Source organism: Flavobacterium sp. ALJ2 (assembly GCF_015594725.1).
Lineage (GTDB): Bacteria > Bacteroidota > Bacteroidia > Flavobacteriales > Flavobacteriaceae > Flavobacterium.
Window position 1 is genome coordinate 71,367 of sequence record NZ_JADNRC010000014.1, and the last position, 16,548, is coordinate 87,914.

Here is a 16,548-nt window from a genome sequence, read left to right on the forward strand (position 1 = left end):
GAGCACCCCTTTGAGACGTCGCAAAAGTAGAAAAGATTTTTAGATATTTTGACAGTTTATCTATTTGATTTTTTAAATTAACTAAAATCAAAAAAATACTAATCCAAATTTGGTTTTTTCCGAGATTTTTTAATTTCCGAAATGTTTTTTTTATCCTTAATCCGCTTGCGAATTACAGCTTTTGGAATCTTAGTCGCCTTTCGGGGTTTCTGAATAATTAAAGCATTTTTAATCAATTCTAAAAAACGCTTTGTTACGATACTTTTATTTTTAAATTGACTTCTATCTTCATCACAATTTAAAATCAAAATGTTTTCAGTCGTTAAACGCGGTGCAATATTAGTTTGTAAAAGCAATTTTTCTTCGTCAGATAAAGCCTGAGAAACATTTACATCAAAAGTTAAAACTACTTTTGACGAAACTTTATTTACATTCTGTCCACCGGCGCCACTGCTTCTAACGGCTTTAAAGCTTAACTCTGATATGATTTTTTCTATATTCATTATTGTGGCTGATGTGCGGGTTTTAATAAATCGTTTACTGTTTTTACAGGATTAAAAGTGATTATTGGTACCGCTACAAAAACCGTTAACCAATTTGCCATTGCTCCATTCCATAATCCTGGCAATTCATAACTCCTTACGATAGTACCATTATTACTCTTCTCAACAATAAAACCACTATTATGATTTATAAAGTTGGATAAATCAAACTTTTCATTTTTATAATTTTTGATACCGCAAACCAAATCTACTGGATTAAAATGAGTTGCATTTGCTAAAATAGTTGCTTGATTTTTATCTTCTAAATCTACTTGAGATGTTTCTACAATTTGAAGCGAAATTACTCCTTTTTCATCCTGAACCCAAAATGGTCCTCCTCCAGGTTCTCCTTCGTTTTTTACCATTCCGCATATGCGAATTGGTCTGTCCAGTACTTCTTTTATTCGATTTATTTTTTCTTCAAACGTGAGTTTTTCAATATCCGCCTCTATTTCTATATTTAAATTTTGTTTTAAAAACAAAACTATCCCTACAATCTTATCTTCTGTAATTTCTTTATTTTCAATTTCATTTAGGTAACCAAAAATCTTATTCTGTAATTCTATTAAGATACCTGCTAATGTTTTTTTATACAAAGAAATTTTCTCCGTATGATTCTGAATTACATTATCTATATTCTTAATAAAAATAACATCCGCATCTAGATTATTTAAATTTTCAATTAATGCACCATGTCCACCTGGTCTAAAAATCAATTTTCCTTCTTCAGTCCTAACTGGTTTATTCTCTATATCGACTGTAATTGAATCTGTACTCTTATTTTGATAGGAATAACTAATAGTAATTATTGTTCCCGACTCTTCCTCAAATTTTGCTTTAACAGCTGCAACACATTCTTCAAATTGGCTCTGATGTATTTCTGAAACCGTAAAATGCAAATTTGATATAGAATTCGAACTAGCATAATGTGCACATTCGTGCAAATGCTCCTCTATAGGATTTGCAATATGAGTTTTATATTGATGAAAAGGCAAAACTGCTTTTGGTTTATTAGCAAAATCGAAATAATCCGAAGCCAATAACATTTTTATAAAATAATAATTTTTATAATCTGTACTCAAAGAATCAAAATCAAGATATACTTCTCTTAATTTTTCATCTACAGATCCGAAAAAAGGGAACTTATCCATCCCTATAATAAAAAGTGATAATTGATTTTCTTTTTTTCTATTGATATAAGCATTAATACTTTCTTTTTCAATATTAAAATCATTTAAGAAAGCACTCAAAAACTTAAACATTCTGCTTGCTGCTCCCGATGCTGGAACGAATTTTTTTAATTTTAAATTTGGTTTCTTAGCATCAAACAAAATGGCTTTTGTTTCAAAATCGGCTTCTGATAGACTCAAAATTCCATTTGAAACTGTTGCTGGACTTATTAGACGGCTTTTATTAATTCCGTTTTTAAAAATCTGTAACTGATTCTTTATATTTTCAAAGGAAACACCATGTTCATAGATTTGTACAAAATCTGCCGAAGAAAACCCTAACTCTTTAGCAAGTACTAAGTCATCAATTATTTTTACTGCTTTAGCTAAGCGTGATTTTTTATTTCCTGAAAGGGTTATATAAGGTTTTTTAGCCTCTATTAATGTATCTTTAAAAACTGAGAAAACACTTTCTCGTTCCTTTGGACTATCTCGAATATCGTCTTTTTCCCAAGGGACATCAATATCGGTAAGAAAAAACAAATCATATTCGTGCTCTAATGCTGCTTCGTTTAATAATGGATTACAATAATCATAATACATTTCTGAGAAAACCTTGGTTACCATTAGATTAGTATCACAAAATAAAAACTTATTTGCTAAAACTAATTTATCATTTTCTAATTTAGTTTGCCCATAAGCAATTGGCATCATATCTTCTTCTACACAAATATGCTGATTTTCCTCCCATTTTTCCTGAAGATAATCACGTGCAAACTCAGGCACCCACTCTGTTTTATAATACGAAGCAAGTTGCTGAGCTAAAGTCGTTTTACCAGTACTCTCCGGACCAAACAAAGCAAATTTTACTATCCTTGTACTTTGTTGTTTAAGATTTTCTTCCATTCTAAATAAGCTGAAATAGCCAAAATTGTAAAAATTAAATATTGGAACGATAACATTCCTAACCCACGATATGCATATAAAGGCACTACAATAATGTCGCCAATAATCCAAAGGGTCCAATTCTCTATTTTTTTCTTTGCCATATACCACATTCCAGTAAAAAATATACCTGAAGCTAGAATATCGACATAATTATCTTTATGTAACTCGTAATCAAAAAACTTATAGATTCCGAAAACTACAAAAATTGTAATACAAAACAAGGCAATACCTATTAACTTTTCTTTGTTATTAGTACGTGTTATAGGTAAGTTATCTTCCTGATCTGTTCCTTTTGACCAGTTATACCAGCCATAAATACTCATTATCGAGAAATACCCATTAATCATCATATCTCCTAAATAGCCTGCAATATAAAGCAAATAAACAGAAATAATTGTAGCAATTAATCCTGTAGGATATACCCAAATATTCTCTTTTTTAGCAAACCAAACACTTAGTATCCCAAATACAAAAACAAGAAACTCCAGTCCGATATGCCAAAGTGGAACATTTTTATACGCATTAAGAAAAAAATCAATCATTGAGTTTGTTTATTTTCATTTATAATACTTCGTTTATGACTCAAAAAAATGAATGTCATTTTCAAAAGCTGTTCCTATAACAACTACATCAGCTCCCATTTGGTAGGCTTTTTGAATTTGTGACAAAGCTACAATTCCACCTCCAACAATTATAGGAATATGTACATTTTGAGAAATCAGTTGAATCATTTCTAATGGAACAGACTGTTTTGCTCCACTTCCTGCTTCCAGATAAATTAATTTATTGCCTAACATTTCTCCGGCCTGTGCTGTTGCCAATGCCAAATCAAGATTTGATCTATCTATTGGCTTAGTCTTACTTATTTTTGCGACTGCCGTTTCATTTCCACTCTCGATTAAAAGGTATCCTGTTGGAATAATTTCTAAATTCATTTTTTTTAAAATCGGTGCTGCCTGAACCTGATATTCTATCAAATAATCTGGATTTCGGCCTGACAGTAACGACAAAAACAAAATAGCATCAGCTTTACCTGAAATTTGCGATGGATCACCTGGGAAAATTATGATTGGCAAATTCGTTTTTAATTTTAACTGAAGAACTAAATCTTCTAAAATGGTACTTTTGACTAAACTCCCTCCTACAAAAATATGCGTAGCTGGTGATTGGTTTATTTTTAATAACAAATTATCAATATTTTGCCAATTTATTTTATCTGGATCCAAAAGAATCGCAAGTAATTTTCGATTCTCAACCTTAGCTAATCGTATTTGTTTGTATATGTCTTGTCCTTCTTGTTCCATAACGAGTGTAAAAGTAAAAGTTTTTTAATGCAAGAGAACTATTTGAATCAATTATATTTATGTATTCTCCTTTCACTAATAAAAGAAACAAAGCTATGATTACTATCGAATTGCTTAAAAAAATATGGTGTAGCACAAAACCTTATACAAAAGTAACTTCTGTTTTTAATGATATGATTAAAGATTGGGATGAACACCTGGAGAAGCTAATCGATTTTTGGGAAGCAAACTTATTTGCTGCCAAAAAAACACAAAGGCTATCTTATTGAAGCTCACAATAAAGTTGATGCTAATTTTAACCATCAAATCTCATCGCATGAATTTGGGATTTGACTCATTTAGCAGATTAATGTATTGAGTTTTACTTATCTCTGAAACTGGAAACTGCGCCTAGAACTACTGAGTACTAAAAACTATTTCTCCAGCGCATAAACCAAGGTGAAATTTTCGATTTCTTCATAATACACATTAAAATTCTTTACTAAATCATCAAAATGAAGACTGGCTTGGGTTTTATTTTCTTCTAAAGAAAAAGAGTTTACACGAATATGATCTTTAAAGCTGATTCCTTTTTCGTTTCGAATTTTGAAGATAGCTTCTTTTGCGCCCCAAATTACTGTGAGTTTTTTTATGTATTCCTCTAATGGTTCTGGGTTTAAATAATTGAATTCTCTGTCGACAAATTTATCAGCGATTCGAAGAATTTTTTCACGTTGTAATTCCATATCAATCCCTACAGTTTCTTTGCTGATAATAATTGCTGCAAAATTATGCGAATGCGTGATTGATATATGATTCTGGCAACTCAAATACGGTTTCCCAAATTCGTCATAATGTAAATCATGATCCGTAAAACCTATTTCCTGAATAAGCATACGTACACTTAAAAAAGCTCGCTGGTGCATTTGAGATTTCATTCCGTTTAGTCTCTGCTGCGTTTTTTCTTTTAAAACGACTTTATCAAACAACTCTTCGAAAGACTCCGTTATCTTCCAAACTAAAATTTGTGTTGTTGGATTAAATTGTATTGTTTGATGTAAAGGCATTTTTTTAATTGTAAATTATAAGTTGTGAATTATAAATTTTGCTTCTGTCGAAAATATTCTGAAACCAAACATTATAATTTATTCTTTTACCATATAAGTGATGTAAGTTAATTTAATAACAAAACATCGGTCTTTTCTTCTAGCCCTGATGGTAACGGCATCCTATTGTGGCGGGGTTCGCCGCAATAGATATAGTGTACAGCAGGAAATAGCTTCGAATAAAAATAATTTAGCTAATATTCAAAAGATTAAGCAATTAAACATTTCACAAATCTTTTAGAAATTAGTTAAATTATAAAGTTATTACGTAAATTTGCAAAAATTTTACGCCCGAGCCTAAGAAGGCGAACGGACAAAGTAATTACAAATATACTATAAATGAGTACTACAACTACGCCTTTTGTGGCTTTCAAAGTAAAAGACATTTCTCTAGCGGCTTGGGGAAGAAAAGAAATTGAACTAGCTGAAGCTGAGATGCCAGGTTTAATGGCACTTCGTGCTGAATATAAAAATGAGCAACCTCTTAAAGGTGCTCGTATTGCAGGATGTCTGCATATGACTATCCAAACTGCAGTTTTAATCGAAACTTTAATTGCTCTTGGTGCTGAGGTTACTTGGTCTTCTTGTAACATTTTCTCTACTCAAGATCAAGCTGCAGCTGCTATTGCTGCTGCTGGAATTCAGGTTTATGCTTGGAAAGGTCTAGATGAGCAATCATTTGACTGGTGTATTGAGCAAACTTTATTCTTTGGTGAAGATAGAAAACCATTGAACATGATTCTTGATGATGGTGGAGATTTAACTAATATGGTTATTGACCGTTTCCCTGAATTGGTTCCTGGAATCAAAGGGTTATCTGAAGAAACTACAACTGGTGTTCACAGACTTTACGAAAGAGTAAAAGCGGGAACTTTACCAATGCCTGCAATCAACATTAACGACTCGGTTACTAAATCTAAATTTGATAACAAATACGGTTGTAAAGAATCTGCTGTTGATGCTGTGCGTCGTGCAACGGATTTAATGCTTGCTGGAAAAAGAGTTATCGTTTGTGGATACGGTGATGTTGGAAAAGGAACTGCTGCTTCTTTTAGAGGTGCTGGATCTATTGTAACTGTTACTGAAATTGACCCAATTTGTGCTTTACAAGCTGCAATGGACGGTTATGAAGTTAAAAAATTAAACACTGTAATTGCTAATGCTGATATCATTATCACAACTACAGGAAATAAAGATATTGTTCTTGGTGAGCACTTCGAACAAATGAAAGATAAAACAGTTGTTTGTAACATCGGACACTTTGATAACGAAATTGATATGGCTTGGTTGAACAAAACCCACGGTGCATCTAAAATCGAAATCAAACCACAAGTTGACAAGTATACTATTGCTGGAAAAGATATCATCATTCTTGCTGAAGGTCGTTTAGTAAACCTTGGTTGTGCTACAGGTCACCCAAGTTTTGTAATGAGTAACTCTTTTACAAACCAAACTTTGGCTCAAATCGAATTATGGAAAAATAGCGCTGCTTACAACAATGACGTTTATATGTTACCTAAACATTTAGATGAAAAAGTTGCTGCTTTGCACCTTGCTAAATTAGGAGTTGAATTGGAAACTTTACGTGACGATCAAGCTGCTTATATTGGCGTTCCTGTTGAAGGTCCTTTCAAACCAGAATATTACAGATACTAAATAAGTTTTAGATTGGAGATTTCTTCGATTATATATTTCAAACCCGACAGATTTTAAAATCTGTCGGGTTTTGTTTTTAGTACTGCTTCTTATTCGTAGATAAAAATTCGTTCAACAAAACTGGCTTCTGGTTTTTCTGAACTTAGCCCTCCCTCAAAAAACATTTCAGTCCAGTTTTTTTGACTATCAATTTTAAGATATTCCATTTTTGTAGTTAACTTAATTTTTCCATCCCCGAAAAAGGAATCCGAACTTGATTCTTCTATTCTTCTATTGTCAGAGTCGTATTTTCTATGAATTACCACTTCATCCAAATAAATAGAATCTTCTTTATTATTCTTCAAATATTCTTCTATAAGGTTTCCTTTTTCATCATAAACTAATTCATCTTGAGACTCGGTTAATTGCGTTTCTCCTCCCTGATAATCATAAGAAAAGCTTGTTTTTATAATGCGATTTTTATTATATTCATATTTTACCACATTTCTTAAAGTATCATTATCCGAAGAATAACTTTTCTCTTCTAATACTTTATTTTCTGACCCGTAACTATAGAATGTTTTACCAAGAACATTTTCTTCGTCATCATACATTATCGATTCTATCTTTTGTTTCAAACTATTATACTTGTTCTCTGGATAATCAGATTTTTTAGGAAACATTTCATCTTTCACAAACTCTCCATTTGAATTCTTTTTATAGGTGGTATAATTTTGCATTTTACCTTTTACATACTTGCCGTTCTTTTTGATTGCATAGTAAAAATTCTCCGTGTACTCTTTAATGTTTCCGAATAATTTCTCATCCCATTCTGCAGATAATTGTGGTGCATTGTAATCTGCTGCCATCATTTTTTTAGGCTCAGGCTCTTTCAAATTCGGAATCATCTCAAAAGTCCTTTCTATGCCATAAATAGGTTCATAAAGAACAAAATCATTTTTAATTGGGGCGATAGTTTCGATAAAAATATACTTGCCTTCTTGATTTACTATATCGTCAATAGTGAATGTTTTTTGATATTCTTCAAAAGTCATTGCTGGATTGGCTTTAAAAGCATCGAAAACGCGTTTATTTACATTCCCGCTTAAATCACTATAACCTGCCCTTTTATCATTGATTTTTTTATTTTTCTTCTTTAATTCTGCCACTTCCTTATCGCTGTAATTGACCAATACATTACCTATTTCATCATAATTTATCAAATGAATTTTATTGTTTCTATCTAGATTTTTCGAATCGACTACCTCTATCAGAACCACATTATTAATAATATCAATTAACTTATATTCAATATCATTTAATCTGAATTTACTCCCTATATCCTTTTGAGAAAGCTTTACCTGAGAATAATCAGTAATGAATTTAATATTGTAAATCACACTCCCTTGAATTTCAGAAAGCTCATTATTGTTTTTAAAGTTTACTGCATTATTTACCTGATCTTGCTTACGCAGGGTCGTATAATTCAAATTAGTGACTTTTCCGTTTTTGTATTTACCCATAAACTCGCTTCCAAAAGAAGTTCCGCCAACATTCTTAATTTCAATCAACTCTTTTTTCAAATTAAACAACTTGCTTGTTACAGGGTGAAAATCTACAATATAAACCTCTTCATTCTCTTTATAATAAGATGGAAATCGAGAATTAAACAACAAGTCATATCCATATTCAGATTTCTCCAATTTCAAAACCCCTCGTGAGATAAGAGTATCTACTGAAGAATTTATTACCTCTTCAGATTGGATAATTTTCTTTTGAATTTCATCAATTCTTCTATTTACTTTTTTAAAAGGAAAATCAGGAACTTTAAAGGTTGCTTTACTTATTTCATAAGTAATTTTATAAATCATCTCTTTTTCCTCTTTACTAGGTTCCTTATTTTGGGAAAACACAGAAAGACTAAAGCCCATTAAAATCAATACAATTCTATTCATTTGTTTTTTTTTTGAAAAGTACAGTTTTTTGTACGAAAAATCCAAATCTAATAGACAAGAAAATTACGAGACGTTATCTCAATCCCAACAAGTTTAAAAAACTTATCGGGGTTTCTTTTTTTTTAATCTAAAACTTGGGCGTGCCACCATTAAAAAAAGAGCCGATGAGCATTACGTTCATTGGCTCTTTCTTTAATGCTGTCGGACTATCCGCGCTACTTCGGTAGCTTGATCCTATCCCTCACGCAAATGATAATAGCACGTAAAAATTAATCAGATATTTTTGAATAATTTTACAAATATAAATATACATTTGAATTCTAAAAAAAACGACCAAAATCCAAATTATGAAAACTCGCTTTATTATAATGTTAATAATGTTTCCTATTCTTGTTTCTTCACAAGTTTACACTCAACAACAGCAAATGCAACAAGTTAGAACCATGCATCAGCAAATGAACAACCAAAATCAAAAATGGGCAGTTGAGCGTACAACATACAACCAGCAATTGCAAATGAGGTCAATGATGTACAAACAAACCAATAAAATTCAAACCGCTGAAAGCAAATTAGCCAAAGAAGAAAAAAATCAAAAGAAACTAGAACAAAAAACAGAGAAACTTAATGCTGATTTAAGAACAAAGCAAGAGGAATTAGTAAATCTTAAAAATAGTTCCGAAAATAATAACAATTCTGATCTTCAAAAACACATCGAAAAATCTGAAAAGAACATAACGAAATCTGAAGAAAAACGAAACAAAGCAAATACAAAATTAGAATCGAGTTCTAAAAAAGTAGACGATTTAAAAAAACAAGTAGAAACTGCTAAGTCAGAAAAAGAAGAACTAGCTAAAAAACAAGAGGAAGAAAAAAAGGTTAAAGAAGAAGAGAAAGAGAAAGAACTGCAAAAGAAAGCCGCTAAAAAATAAAGCAATTCATTTCAACAACATAACAAACCCTTATTATATCAATTTATAGTAAGGGTTTTTCTTTTTACATTCAGGAAGCAATTCCTAGATTATATTTATATATTAGCTATGAAACATTATATAGGATAAAAAAATGCTTTAAAAGTTAACTGCAAATTAGTTGATGATATCAACGTAATGAACTTGAATATTTTAAAACCTCAACTAACTATAATGTAAATAAACCCGATTAGATTAATTACGATTAAAAATATGATTGAAAAAGTTATATGTGAACAACATGGATCAAAAGATATGTCTTTTGCCTGTATTCATCTTGCAATGGCGATAGACAAAAAAGAAAAAGTGGGCTTTTTTTATTCGGAAGCCGAAGAAGATCTTCCGCAAATTGCCTGGTGCGGATCATGCGAACAATGGTTACTAGATAATGGTGAAGAATGGAATGAAGCATTTGAAACTCTAGCCGATTTTAAAATATTATGCTCCGATTGTTATGACGAAGCCAAAGAAATTCAGTTCGAAACTGATAAAATATAAACAAACATGATTTCTACTAAAGACTTTAAATTATTACCCGATAAAAAATCATTACAGCATATCTGCAAAGCAATTTCTGTATTAGATGCTATTATTTGTCAAGAATGGGAATATCGCTATTACTTATACAACTCTAAATGGGCAGAAGATGAAGAGTACTTTGGCATGAGAGATGGGTCTGGCGATTTAATGGATATTCTTTTTCTTGAAAATCATTGCGTAATTAGTGGTTTTGCACACGAATTTCAATATAATCAAAAAAGTGATTTGACTAAGAATCTGCCTGAAATTTATAATCAATTTATTTTTGATGAACCAGTTGTCACAAACGGCACAACATTTTGTTTATGGACAAATGAAACCGAAAATTGGGAAGTTGGAGAGGTTAAAGATTTTAATGATAATTCAGAAGATTTACTCGCTATTTTTGATGGAAATCCACAAACATACATCGATTGGGCAAGCGAGTATTTTGAAGAAACAGGAATTCCGTTAAAAACCGTAACCGAAATCTATGAAGGTAAGGTCTTAACCAAAGAAATGGTTTTGTCTATTGTAGATGAAATTGAAGATTGGGAATTACTAGAAGAAGATTTAAAAGAAATAAATTACGAATACGATTTTAAATAGACTAACAGCAATGAAACGCATTTTTCTGCTTTATATATTTCTCTTTATAAACTGTACGTTATTTGCACAAAGCAAAGAAGATACATGGACTGCCTTTTGGGATAAAGACACCACACATACCGGATATAAAGATAAAAACGGTGTGATTAAAATCGAACCTAAATTTATGGGGATGACAATTGCCAATAAATTTGATGATATCATTGTTGTAACCGAAGAAGAAAATCAAAGCTGGAAAAGCTATTACCTAACAAAATCAGGCAAAATAGTTGGTCGAGATAGTTTGTACATATTCGATAATGGTCCTGATTGCGAGAATGAAGGTTTTATCAGATTTAGAGATCACAAAACGGATAAAATGGGAATGTTTAATAGTAAGGGCGAAATTGCAATTCCTGCAGAATACAACAATCTAACGAAGGTACGAAACGGAATGATTATCGTACTGAAAGGTGCTGAGAAGATTAATGACACCTATGGAGGAGGCTGCAATCATTTTAGCTGGAGCGGAGGTAAAGAACATCTTATTGATACGAATAATAAAATATTAATTGAGAATTTTGAATACAACGATGAATTAAATTTTTTCTCCTTACAAAAAACAAAAGAACCAAATTCAGATCCAATAAGAGAAAACTTTCTTGGTGTAGACGGGCAATATTATTCGTTTATAAATTATGACAAAGAATTTACATTATGGTTAAAAAGCAGTTTACTATCCGATTTATCCAAAGCCAATTTACTAAAATATTCCTATGAAGAAATCTTTTATTGGAAAGAACCAATTGGCTGGATAAGTGAACCAAAAACTACATTCATTAATAAAAACTATAAACTCATAAAAGATAAATTGCTAGAACTTAGCAATCCTACTTGTGATTACTTTGTTACAACCAATGGGTTGAATCAATTTATCTATGAAGCAGACAAATACAATCAGTACTTTAATAATTGTAATGAATCCAAAGACTGGAAATATCCAATGAAAAATATTATTATTAATCACCGTGATAAAAAAGATTCTACGCAAGATCATTTTGATTTTTTAAGAACCGAAAATGGATATCAGTTAATAAGTGTTTCGATACGTAAAGGAAAACTTAAATAGTTTTTAGATTATTGGATTTTTAGAATCCTTCTCAAAAAACAAATTATGACAAAAGAAGATTTTAGAATCAGTTTAAAAAAAGCCCTTGATGGCCTTATTGATTTTACGCAGGAAATGGTAACAAACAAATTACCGCATGATTATAAATTCATAATTAAAACCAATTGCTCATACGATGGAAATGAATTAGAAGACGATGAAGAAATTTATCCTGATGATAAAATTAATGAGTCAAGTTCAATTAATCCCGCGACAGAATTAACAGTAATTGATTATTTATGGCGAAATGGTAAAGTTCCGCAATGGATTAATGTTCAAATTAGTAGTTGTGATTCTAATTTTAGTTACATAACATTAGAATGCTGCGGAAGATTTTCAGCTTTATTAAATCACAAAGATGGTCCTTTTCGTGGTTTGGGACCTAATATTCCCTATCGTTATATTGACCAAGATTCAGGAGAACTTCGTGTAAAAGTAGATTTAAATGAAATTAATAAATCTTAAAGCTATGTGGTACGACAACTATACTTTTTTCGATAAACAAAAAGGATTTACAGAAACAAACTCAGCACAGATCTGGAATAAAGAACTTCCTGATAAGTTTTTCTTACCAATTGAATTACAAGAATTATTACAGCACTCTAATGGAGGCGGAATAATAAATGGTGACCGAGAATTTGGTTATTTCTCTTTATACGAAATAAGCGACTTTTATATTGAATATCAATTTGATAAATACACACCTCTCTTTATGCCTATTGCTTTTAACGGTGGTGGAATATTTTATGCCTACGACTTTAGGAATCCGACAAACATTAATCTTGTAGCTGTAAGTGCAGGTGTTTTGGAATACGAAAGTTCTATTATTATTGGAAAGACATTAAAAGAAGTGCTTAGCAAAACAATTAATATTGAAGATGAACTAGATATTCTTTATCCTAAAATAGAACTTACTGAAGAGGATAAACAGCTAATTGAACTACGTAAACAACTTAACGAGCTGAATACTAACAGAAATAACATTACACCAAAAGATTATTTATTGACAAAACGAACACTTGAGAATAAAATTAAAGAATTAGGGCTTAAAACTAAATAAGAATGACCACAAGAAGAAACTATCAGGAGGCTATCAAAAAATCAAGAATCTATGTAGACTTCAATCAAATGATTGACTTTGATTTGGTATTATTATCTCAAAAAGATAAAAAATTAAATTCCGTAGGAGTTGAAGTTGAATTGAGAGAAGGAATGGAAATTGCTATTTATATGGATGATGAACAACCAAATGGTTTTAAAGACAATTTAATTGCAAGTGGAATCGTAGAGAGAAATCATTCTAATTTATTTGAAATTGCGAAATGGTGCTGCCGAATTGATGAAAACGGAATTCAACATGAAAGCGATGAAATCGAAAAGAAATTAAAATCTAAAGATGCTACTATAGTTATAAATACATTACTAGAAACAACTTTCCATAACCAAAACTGGGAATGAGTTCAGGATTTATGCATCGAATTACTCGAAAATAAAAATCCTGATATAAGTGGCTTGGCTGTTACCTGTCTCGGACATATTGCCAGAATACATAGAGTTATAGACAAAGAAAAAGTTCTAAAAGCATTTGAAAGCAGAAAAGACGATGAAGCTATTAACGGAAGAATAGAAGATGCAATTGACGATATTAATGTGTTTGTAACTGGTAAAAAATAAAACAATATTCAACGAATTCTTCTTTTCACTAAAATACAAAAGCTAACTTTGTAAAAACGTGAATTATGAAAAACTTTTTATTTTTAGGGATTGCCATTATATTTGAAATCATTGCAACTTCGGCATTAAAAAAATCAGAACAGTTTACTCAACTTCTCCCAAGCATAATAACATTTATCGGATATGCAGGTGCATTTTACTTCCTGAGTTTTGCTATAAGAACAATTCCTGTTGGAGTTGCCTATGCTATTTGGTCTGGAGTTGGAATTGTATTGATTACCATTATTGGGGCTGTCTTTTTTAAACAAATTCCCGATTTACCCGCAATAATCGGATTGGCATTAATTATAATAGGTGTTATTGTTATCAATGTTTTTTCTAAAACTACATCACATTAGATTAAAAAAATAAACTATCAAAAAGCATAAAAATTTAAGATGCTTTAGTTTTACAAATTCCTTTTTATTCGAAAAACCGCATCGCATCCATCTTAAACATCTTCCAATGAACTTAAGAAAAGCTACTATTTCTGACCTAAAAGAAATGCAGGAATTGTATATCGAAACTATTAAACATGTTTGTAAAGATGATTATACGCCATCTCAAATTAATGTTTGGATTTCAGGAGCTAAAAATACGGAGCGCTGGATTGACGTAATCAATACACAATTTGTTTTACTAGCTATTATACAAGATAAAATAACAGGTTTTGGAACTTTGAAAAATGGAGATTATATTGACTTTTTTTATATTCATAAAGATTTTCAGCGACAAGGAATAGCCAACAGACTCTTAACTGAATTAGAGTTTGAAGCAAAAAAACAGCATTCAAAAGTCATATCATCTGATGTAAGTATAACCGCCAAACCATTCTTTGAGAAAAAAAGATTTATTGTAAAAACCGAACAACGAAACATAAGATTAGGCGTTGAACTTATCAATTACAAAATGGAAAAGCAATTATAACACTAAAAGTCTAACGGAGTAAATCTCTCGCAAAGTCGCAGAGACGCAAATTTTTAAATCAATCTTTGTCGACGTACTTTACGCCCTTCGACTTCGCTCAGGATGACAATATTGCAGAAAACTTTGCAGCTCAGTGGCTTTGCGAGCAAAAAACATAGCGTGCTTTGCGGTAAAAAAACAGCAAGTTTCGGATTTTATAACCGCAAAACCCTGCCGATATTTGCTTTATAAAATTGGATGAAAAATGAAGACTCAGGAAAACATTAATTATAATCGCATTGCCGATGCAATAGATTATATCAAAGCTAACTTTAAGCAACAACCCAACTTAGATGAGGTTGCCGAAAAAGTACATTTAAGTCCGTTTCACTTTCAGCGTTTGTTTACCGAATGGGCTGGAACAAGTCCGAAGAAATTCCTGCAATATATAAGTGTCGAACATGCCAAGAAAATCCTCAAAGAAAACAATCATGCCACTTTATCTGATACTGCCTTTGATACTGGTCTTTCGGGTACAAGTCGTTTGCATGATCTATTTGTAAATGTTGAAGGAATGTCTCCAGCCGAATATAAAAATGGAGGCAAAAACTTAATGGTTAATTTCAGTTTTGCCGAAAGTCCGTTTGGGAATATTATTGTTGCTTCGACTAGTAAAGGGATTTGCTTTATGGCTTTCGCCGAAGATGAAGAATCTGGATTTGAAGACTTAAAACACAAATTCCCCAATGCAACATTTACTCGAAAACTAGATTTAACTCAACAAAATGCTTTGTTTATTTTTCAGAACGACTGGAGTAAATTATCCGAAATAAAACTTCATTTAAAAGGTACCGATTTTCAATTAAAAGTTTGGGAAACCTTACTTAAGATTCCAATGGGACAACTTTCAACGTACGGCTCGATTGCGCAACAAATAGAAAAACCAGATGCTTCTCGTGCCGTAGGAACTGCAATTGGAAAGAACCCTATCGCTTTTTTAATTCCATGTCACCGTGTCATTCAATCTACAGGAACCTTTGGCGGTTATATGTGGGGAAATACCCGAAAAACGGCCATTATAGGCTGGGAAGGTGCTCAATCTAATTCAGGCATTTAATATCGCATTACGAAATATGACTCTAGCAGACGCACTGCAGTACGTCTCTACACAATAAAAAATATAATAACATTATGATTGAGCACAATAAAATTTCAGATTTAGATTTACGGAATAAAATTAAAAAAGGCGAAATTTGCTTTGGTGGAAACTAAAAATTTATGGAATGCTAAAATATTCTTCTAAAAAAAAATGAAACGTGAAAACAGGATTTTCTTTTTATCCTAAGATGAGGCAAAATAAAATGGCTTTATACCTTGTGGACATTGTATGAAAGCTGAATATAAAAACTGGAAAAATGGACTTATTTAATCCCGAAACTGACGAAACTACCAATCTACTTCCTGATGATGGAACTGTAAATTATTATGGTAAATTGTTTTCTAGACAAAATTCCAATCATTATTTAGATGCCCTTTTGAATACCATTGAATGGAAAAATGACGAAGCTATTATCTTTGGAAAACTAATAATTACCAAAAGAAAAGTAGCTTGGTACGGCGATTCTAGTTTTGAATACTCTTACTCTAATACGACAAAGAAAGCTCTTCCGTGGACTGCTGAATTATTAGAATTAAAAGCTTTTATAGAGAAAAAAACTGGCGAAACATTTAATTCCTGCTTGCTTAATTTATATCATTCTGGCGAAGAAGGAATGGCATGGCATAGCGATGCTGAAAAAGATTTAAAGAAAAATGGGGCTATTGCTTCAGTAAGTTTTGGTGCTGAACGAAAGTTTGCTTTCAAGCATAAAGATACCAAAGAAACGATTTCTTTAATTTTAGAACATGGCAGTTTATTGGTAATGAAAGACACAACTCAAACACATTGGCTACACCGTTTACCGCCAACAAAAACAATATCTAAACCTAGAGTAAATTTGACTTTTAGGACTATTGTTGAGTAAAAGAAAAAATTAACCAAAGCATAA

The 16,548-nt window shown here is 31.5% G+C and carries 20 protein-coding genes and 1 pseudogene; 15 read left to right on the forward strand and 6 right to left on the reverse strand.

Features of this window, described 5'->3' with window-relative positions; translation table 11 throughout:
• Nucleotides 1-98: 98 nt before the first annotated feature.
• The 4 genes from arfB to IUY40_RS15575 are packed head-to-tail and all read right to left on the reverse strand — an operon-like array spanning nt 99 to nt 3,963.
• Nucleotides 99-503, reverse strand: a complete 405-nt coding sequence (gene arfB, locus IUY40_RS15560; protein WP_195737780.1) for an alternative ribosome rescue aminoacyl-tRNA hydrolase ArfB — start codon at nt 501-503, stop codon at nt 99-101.
• Entirely contained in the window at nt 503-2,617 is a 2,115-nt protein-coding gene (locus IUY40_RS15565; protein WP_195737781.1) for a DUF4301 family protein, read from the reverse strand. The genes arfB and IUY40_RS15565 overlap by 1 nt, the downstream gene beginning before the upstream one ends.
• Complete coding sequence (pnuC, locus tag IUY40_RS15570) at nt 2,581-3,201, reverse strand: nicotinamide riboside transporter PnuC (protein ID WP_195737782.1); 621 nt, start codon at nt 3,199-3,201, stop codon at nt 2,581-2,583. The genes IUY40_RS15565 and pnuC overlap by 37 nt, the downstream gene beginning before the upstream one ends.
• Nucleotides 3,202-3,234: 33 nt before the next feature.
• Entirely contained in the window at nt 3,235-3,963 is a 729-nt protein-coding gene (locus IUY40_RS15575) for a geranylgeranylglyceryl/heptaprenylglyceryl phosphate synthase (RefSeq protein WP_195737783.1), read from the reverse strand.
• Between the two features lie 95 nt (nt 3,964-4,058).
• On the opposite strand from IUY40_RS15575, the gene IUY40_RS15580 reads away from it, so the two are divergent.
• Complete coding sequence (locus IUY40_RS15580) at nt 4,059-4,232, forward strand: hypothetical protein (protein WP_195737784.1); 174 nt, start codon at nt 4,059-4,061, stop codon at nt 4,230-4,232.
• A gap of 144 nt (nt 4,233-4,376) precedes the next feature.
• On the opposite strand, the gene IUY40_RS15585 is transcribed toward IUY40_RS15580, so the two are convergent.
• Nucleotides 4,377-5,009, reverse strand: a complete 633-nt coding sequence (locus IUY40_RS15585) for a 4'-phosphopantetheinyl transferase superfamily protein (protein ID WP_195737785.1) — start codon at nt 5,007-5,009, stop codon at nt 4,377-4,379.
• Between the two features lie 378 nt (nt 5,010-5,387).
• On the opposite strand from IUY40_RS15585, the gene ahcY reads away from it, so the two are divergent.
• Nucleotides 5,388-6,704 (forward strand): adenosylhomocysteinase, encoded by a 1,317-nt coding sequence (gene ahcY, locus IUY40_RS15590; protein ID WP_195737786.1) that lies wholly within the window; start codon nt 5,388-5,390, stop codon nt 6,702-6,704.
• Between the two features lie 89 nt (nt 6,705-6,793).
• On the opposite strand, the gene IUY40_RS15595 is transcribed toward ahcY, so the two are convergent.
• A complete protein-coding gene (locus IUY40_RS15595; RefSeq protein WP_195737787.1) occupies nt 6,794-8,638 on the reverse strand; it encodes a hypothetical protein in 1,845 nt (614 codons plus the stop codon).
• 347 nt (nt 8,639-8,985) lie between these two features.
• Here IUY40_RS15595 and IUY40_RS15600 point away from each other — a divergent pair, with 347 nt between their 5' ends.
• From IUY40_RS15600 to IUY40_RS15655, 13 genes and pseudogenes are all read left to right on the forward strand, one after another.
• Nucleotides 8,986-9,567 (forward strand): hypothetical protein, encoded by a 582-nt coding sequence (locus tag IUY40_RS15600; protein ID WP_195737788.1) that lies wholly within the window; start codon nt 8,986-8,988, stop codon nt 9,565-9,567.
• A gap of 252 nt (nt 9,568-9,819) precedes the next feature.
• Nucleotides 9,820-10,104 (forward strand): hypothetical protein, encoded by a 285-nt coding sequence (locus IUY40_RS15605; RefSeq protein WP_195737789.1) that lies wholly within the window; start codon nt 9,820-9,822, stop codon nt 10,102-10,104.
• A 6-nt stretch (nt 10,105-10,110) separates the two neighbouring features.
• Entirely contained in the window at nt 10,111-10,734 is a 624-nt protein-coding gene (locus IUY40_RS15610) for a hypothetical protein (RefSeq protein ID WP_195737790.1), read from the forward strand.
• Between the two features lie 10 nt (nt 10,735-10,744).
• Complete coding sequence (locus tag IUY40_RS15615; RefSeq protein WP_195737791.1) at nt 10,745-11,842, forward strand: WG repeat-containing protein; 1,098 nt, start codon at nt 10,745-10,747, stop codon at nt 11,840-11,842.
• A gap of 45 nt (nt 11,843-11,887) precedes the next feature.
• Nucleotides 11,888-12,346 (forward strand): hypothetical protein, encoded by a 459-nt coding sequence (locus tag IUY40_RS15620; protein ID WP_195737792.1) that lies wholly within the window; start codon nt 11,888-11,890, stop codon nt 12,344-12,346.
• Entirely contained in the window at nt 12,327-12,941 is a 615-nt protein-coding gene (locus tag IUY40_RS15625) for an SMI1/KNR4 family protein (protein ID WP_229335583.1), read from the forward strand. The genes IUY40_RS15620 and IUY40_RS15625 overlap by 20 nt, the downstream gene beginning before the upstream one ends.
• 2 nt (nt 12,942-12,943) lie before the next feature.
• The gene (locus IUY40_RS15630) at nt 12,944-13,339 is read left to right on the forward strand and encodes a hypothetical protein (protein WP_229335585.1); all 396 of its coding nucleotides are present in this window, start codon (nt 12,944-12,946) and stop codon (nt 13,337-13,339) included.
• 54 nt (nt 13,340-13,393) lie between these two features.
• Nucleotides 13,394-13,555 (forward strand): hypothetical protein, encoded by a 162-nt coding sequence (locus tag IUY40_RS15635; protein ID WP_195737793.1) that lies wholly within the window; start codon nt 13,394-13,396, stop codon nt 13,553-13,555.
• Nucleotides 13,556-13,620: 65 nt separating this feature from the next.
• Nucleotides 13,621-13,953 carry a multidrug efflux SMR transporter gene (locus tag IUY40_RS15640; protein WP_195737794.1) on the forward strand — a complete coding sequence of 111 codons (333 nt, stop codon included), beginning with the start codon at nt 13,621-13,623 and terminating at the stop codon, nt 13,951-13,953.
• Between the two features lie 106 nt (nt 13,954-14,059).
• On the forward strand, nt 14,060-14,521 hold the full coding sequence (locus IUY40_RS15645) for a GNAT family N-acetyltransferase (protein WP_195737795.1): 462 nt from the start codon (nt 14,060-14,062) through the stop codon (nt 14,519-14,521).
• Nucleotides 14,522-14,765: 244 nt separating this feature from the next.
• Nucleotides 14,766-15,617 carry a methylated-DNA--[protein]-cysteine S-methyltransferase gene (locus IUY40_RS15650; RefSeq protein WP_195737796.1) on the forward strand — a complete coding sequence of 284 codons (852 nt, stop codon included), beginning with the start codon at nt 14,766-14,768 and terminating at the stop codon, nt 15,615-15,617.
• A 74-nt stretch (nt 15,618-15,691) separates the two neighbouring features.
• Nucleotides 15,692-15,929: pseudogene (locus IUY40_RS19530) on the forward strand (metal-binding protein).
• On the forward strand, nt 15,916-16,524 hold the full coding sequence (locus tag IUY40_RS15655; protein ID WP_195737797.1) for an alpha-ketoglutarate-dependent dioxygenase AlkB: 609 nt from the start codon (nt 15,916-15,918) through the stop codon (nt 16,522-16,524). Before IUY40_RS19530 ends, IUY40_RS15655 begins: the two are co-directional and overlap by 14 nt.
• Nucleotides 16,525-16,548: the final 24 nt, after the last annotated feature.

Bases quoted from the DNA above. Each gene is read 5' to 3' on its own strand.
- arfB (WP_195737780.1), bottom strand. From the start codon at position 503: ATGAATATAGAAAAAATCATATCAGAGTTAAGCTTTAAAGCCGTTAGA.
- IUY40_RS15565 (WP_195737781.1), bottom strand. From the start codon at position 2,617: ATGGAAGAAAATCTTAAACAACAAAGTACAAGGATAGTAAAATTTGCT.
- pnuC (WP_195737782.1), bottom strand. From the start codon at position 3,201: ATGATTGATTTTTTTCTTAATGCGTATAAAAATGTTCCACTTTGGCAT.
- IUY40_RS15575 (WP_195737783.1), bottom strand. From the start codon at position 3,963: ATGGAACAAGAAGGACAAGACATATACAAACAAATACGATTAGCTAAG.
- IUY40_RS15580 (WP_195737784.1), top strand. From the start codon at position 4,059: ATGATTACTATCGAATTGCTTAAAAAAATATGGTGTAGCACAAAACCT.
- IUY40_RS15585 (WP_195737785.1), bottom strand. From the start codon at position 5,009: ATGCCTTTACATCAAACAATACAATTTAATCCAACAACACAAATTTTA.
- ahcY (WP_195737786.1), top strand. From the start codon at position 5,388: ATGAGTACTACAACTACGCCTTTTGTGGCTTTCAAAGTAAAAGACATT.
- IUY40_RS15595 (WP_195737787.1), bottom strand. From the start codon at position 8,638: ATGAATAGAATTGTATTGATTTTAATGGGCTTTAGTCTTTCTGTGTTT.
- IUY40_RS15600 (WP_195737788.1), top strand. From the start codon at position 8,986: ATGAAAACTCGCTTTATTATAATGTTAATAATGTTTCCTATTCTTGTT.
- IUY40_RS15605 (WP_195737789.1), top strand. From the start codon at position 9,820: ATGATTGAAAAAGTTATATGTGAACAACATGGATCAAAAGATATGTCT.
- IUY40_RS15610 (WP_195737790.1), top strand. From the start codon at position 10,111: ATGATTTCTACTAAAGACTTTAAATTATTACCCGATAAAAAATCATTA.
- IUY40_RS15615 (WP_195737791.1), top strand. From the start codon at position 10,745: ATGAAACGCATTTTTCTGCTTTATATATTTCTCTTTATAAACTGTACG.
- IUY40_RS15620 (WP_195737792.1), top strand. From the start codon at position 11,888: ATGACAAAAGAAGATTTTAGAATCAGTTTAAAAAAAGCCCTTGATGGC.
- IUY40_RS15625 (WP_229335583.1), top strand. From the start codon at position 12,327: ATGAAATTAATAAATCTTAAAGCTATGTGGTACGACAACTATACTTTT.
- IUY40_RS15630 (WP_229335585.1), top strand. From the start codon at position 12,944: ATGACCACAAGAAGAAACTATCAGGAGGCTATCAAAAAATCAAGAATC.
- IUY40_RS15640 (WP_195737794.1), top strand. From the start codon at position 13,621: ATGAAAAACTTTTTATTTTTAGGGATTGCCATTATATTTGAAATCATT.
- IUY40_RS15645 (WP_195737795.1), top strand. From the start codon at position 14,060: ATGAACTTAAGAAAAGCTACTATTTCTGACCTAAAAGAAATGCAGGAA.
- IUY40_RS15650 (WP_195737796.1), top strand. From the start codon at position 14,766: ATGAAGACTCAGGAAAACATTAATTATAATCGCATTGCCGATGCAATA.
- IUY40_RS15655 (WP_195737797.1), top strand. From the start codon at position 15,916: ATGGACTTATTTAATCCCGAAACTGACGAAACTACCAATCTACTTCCT.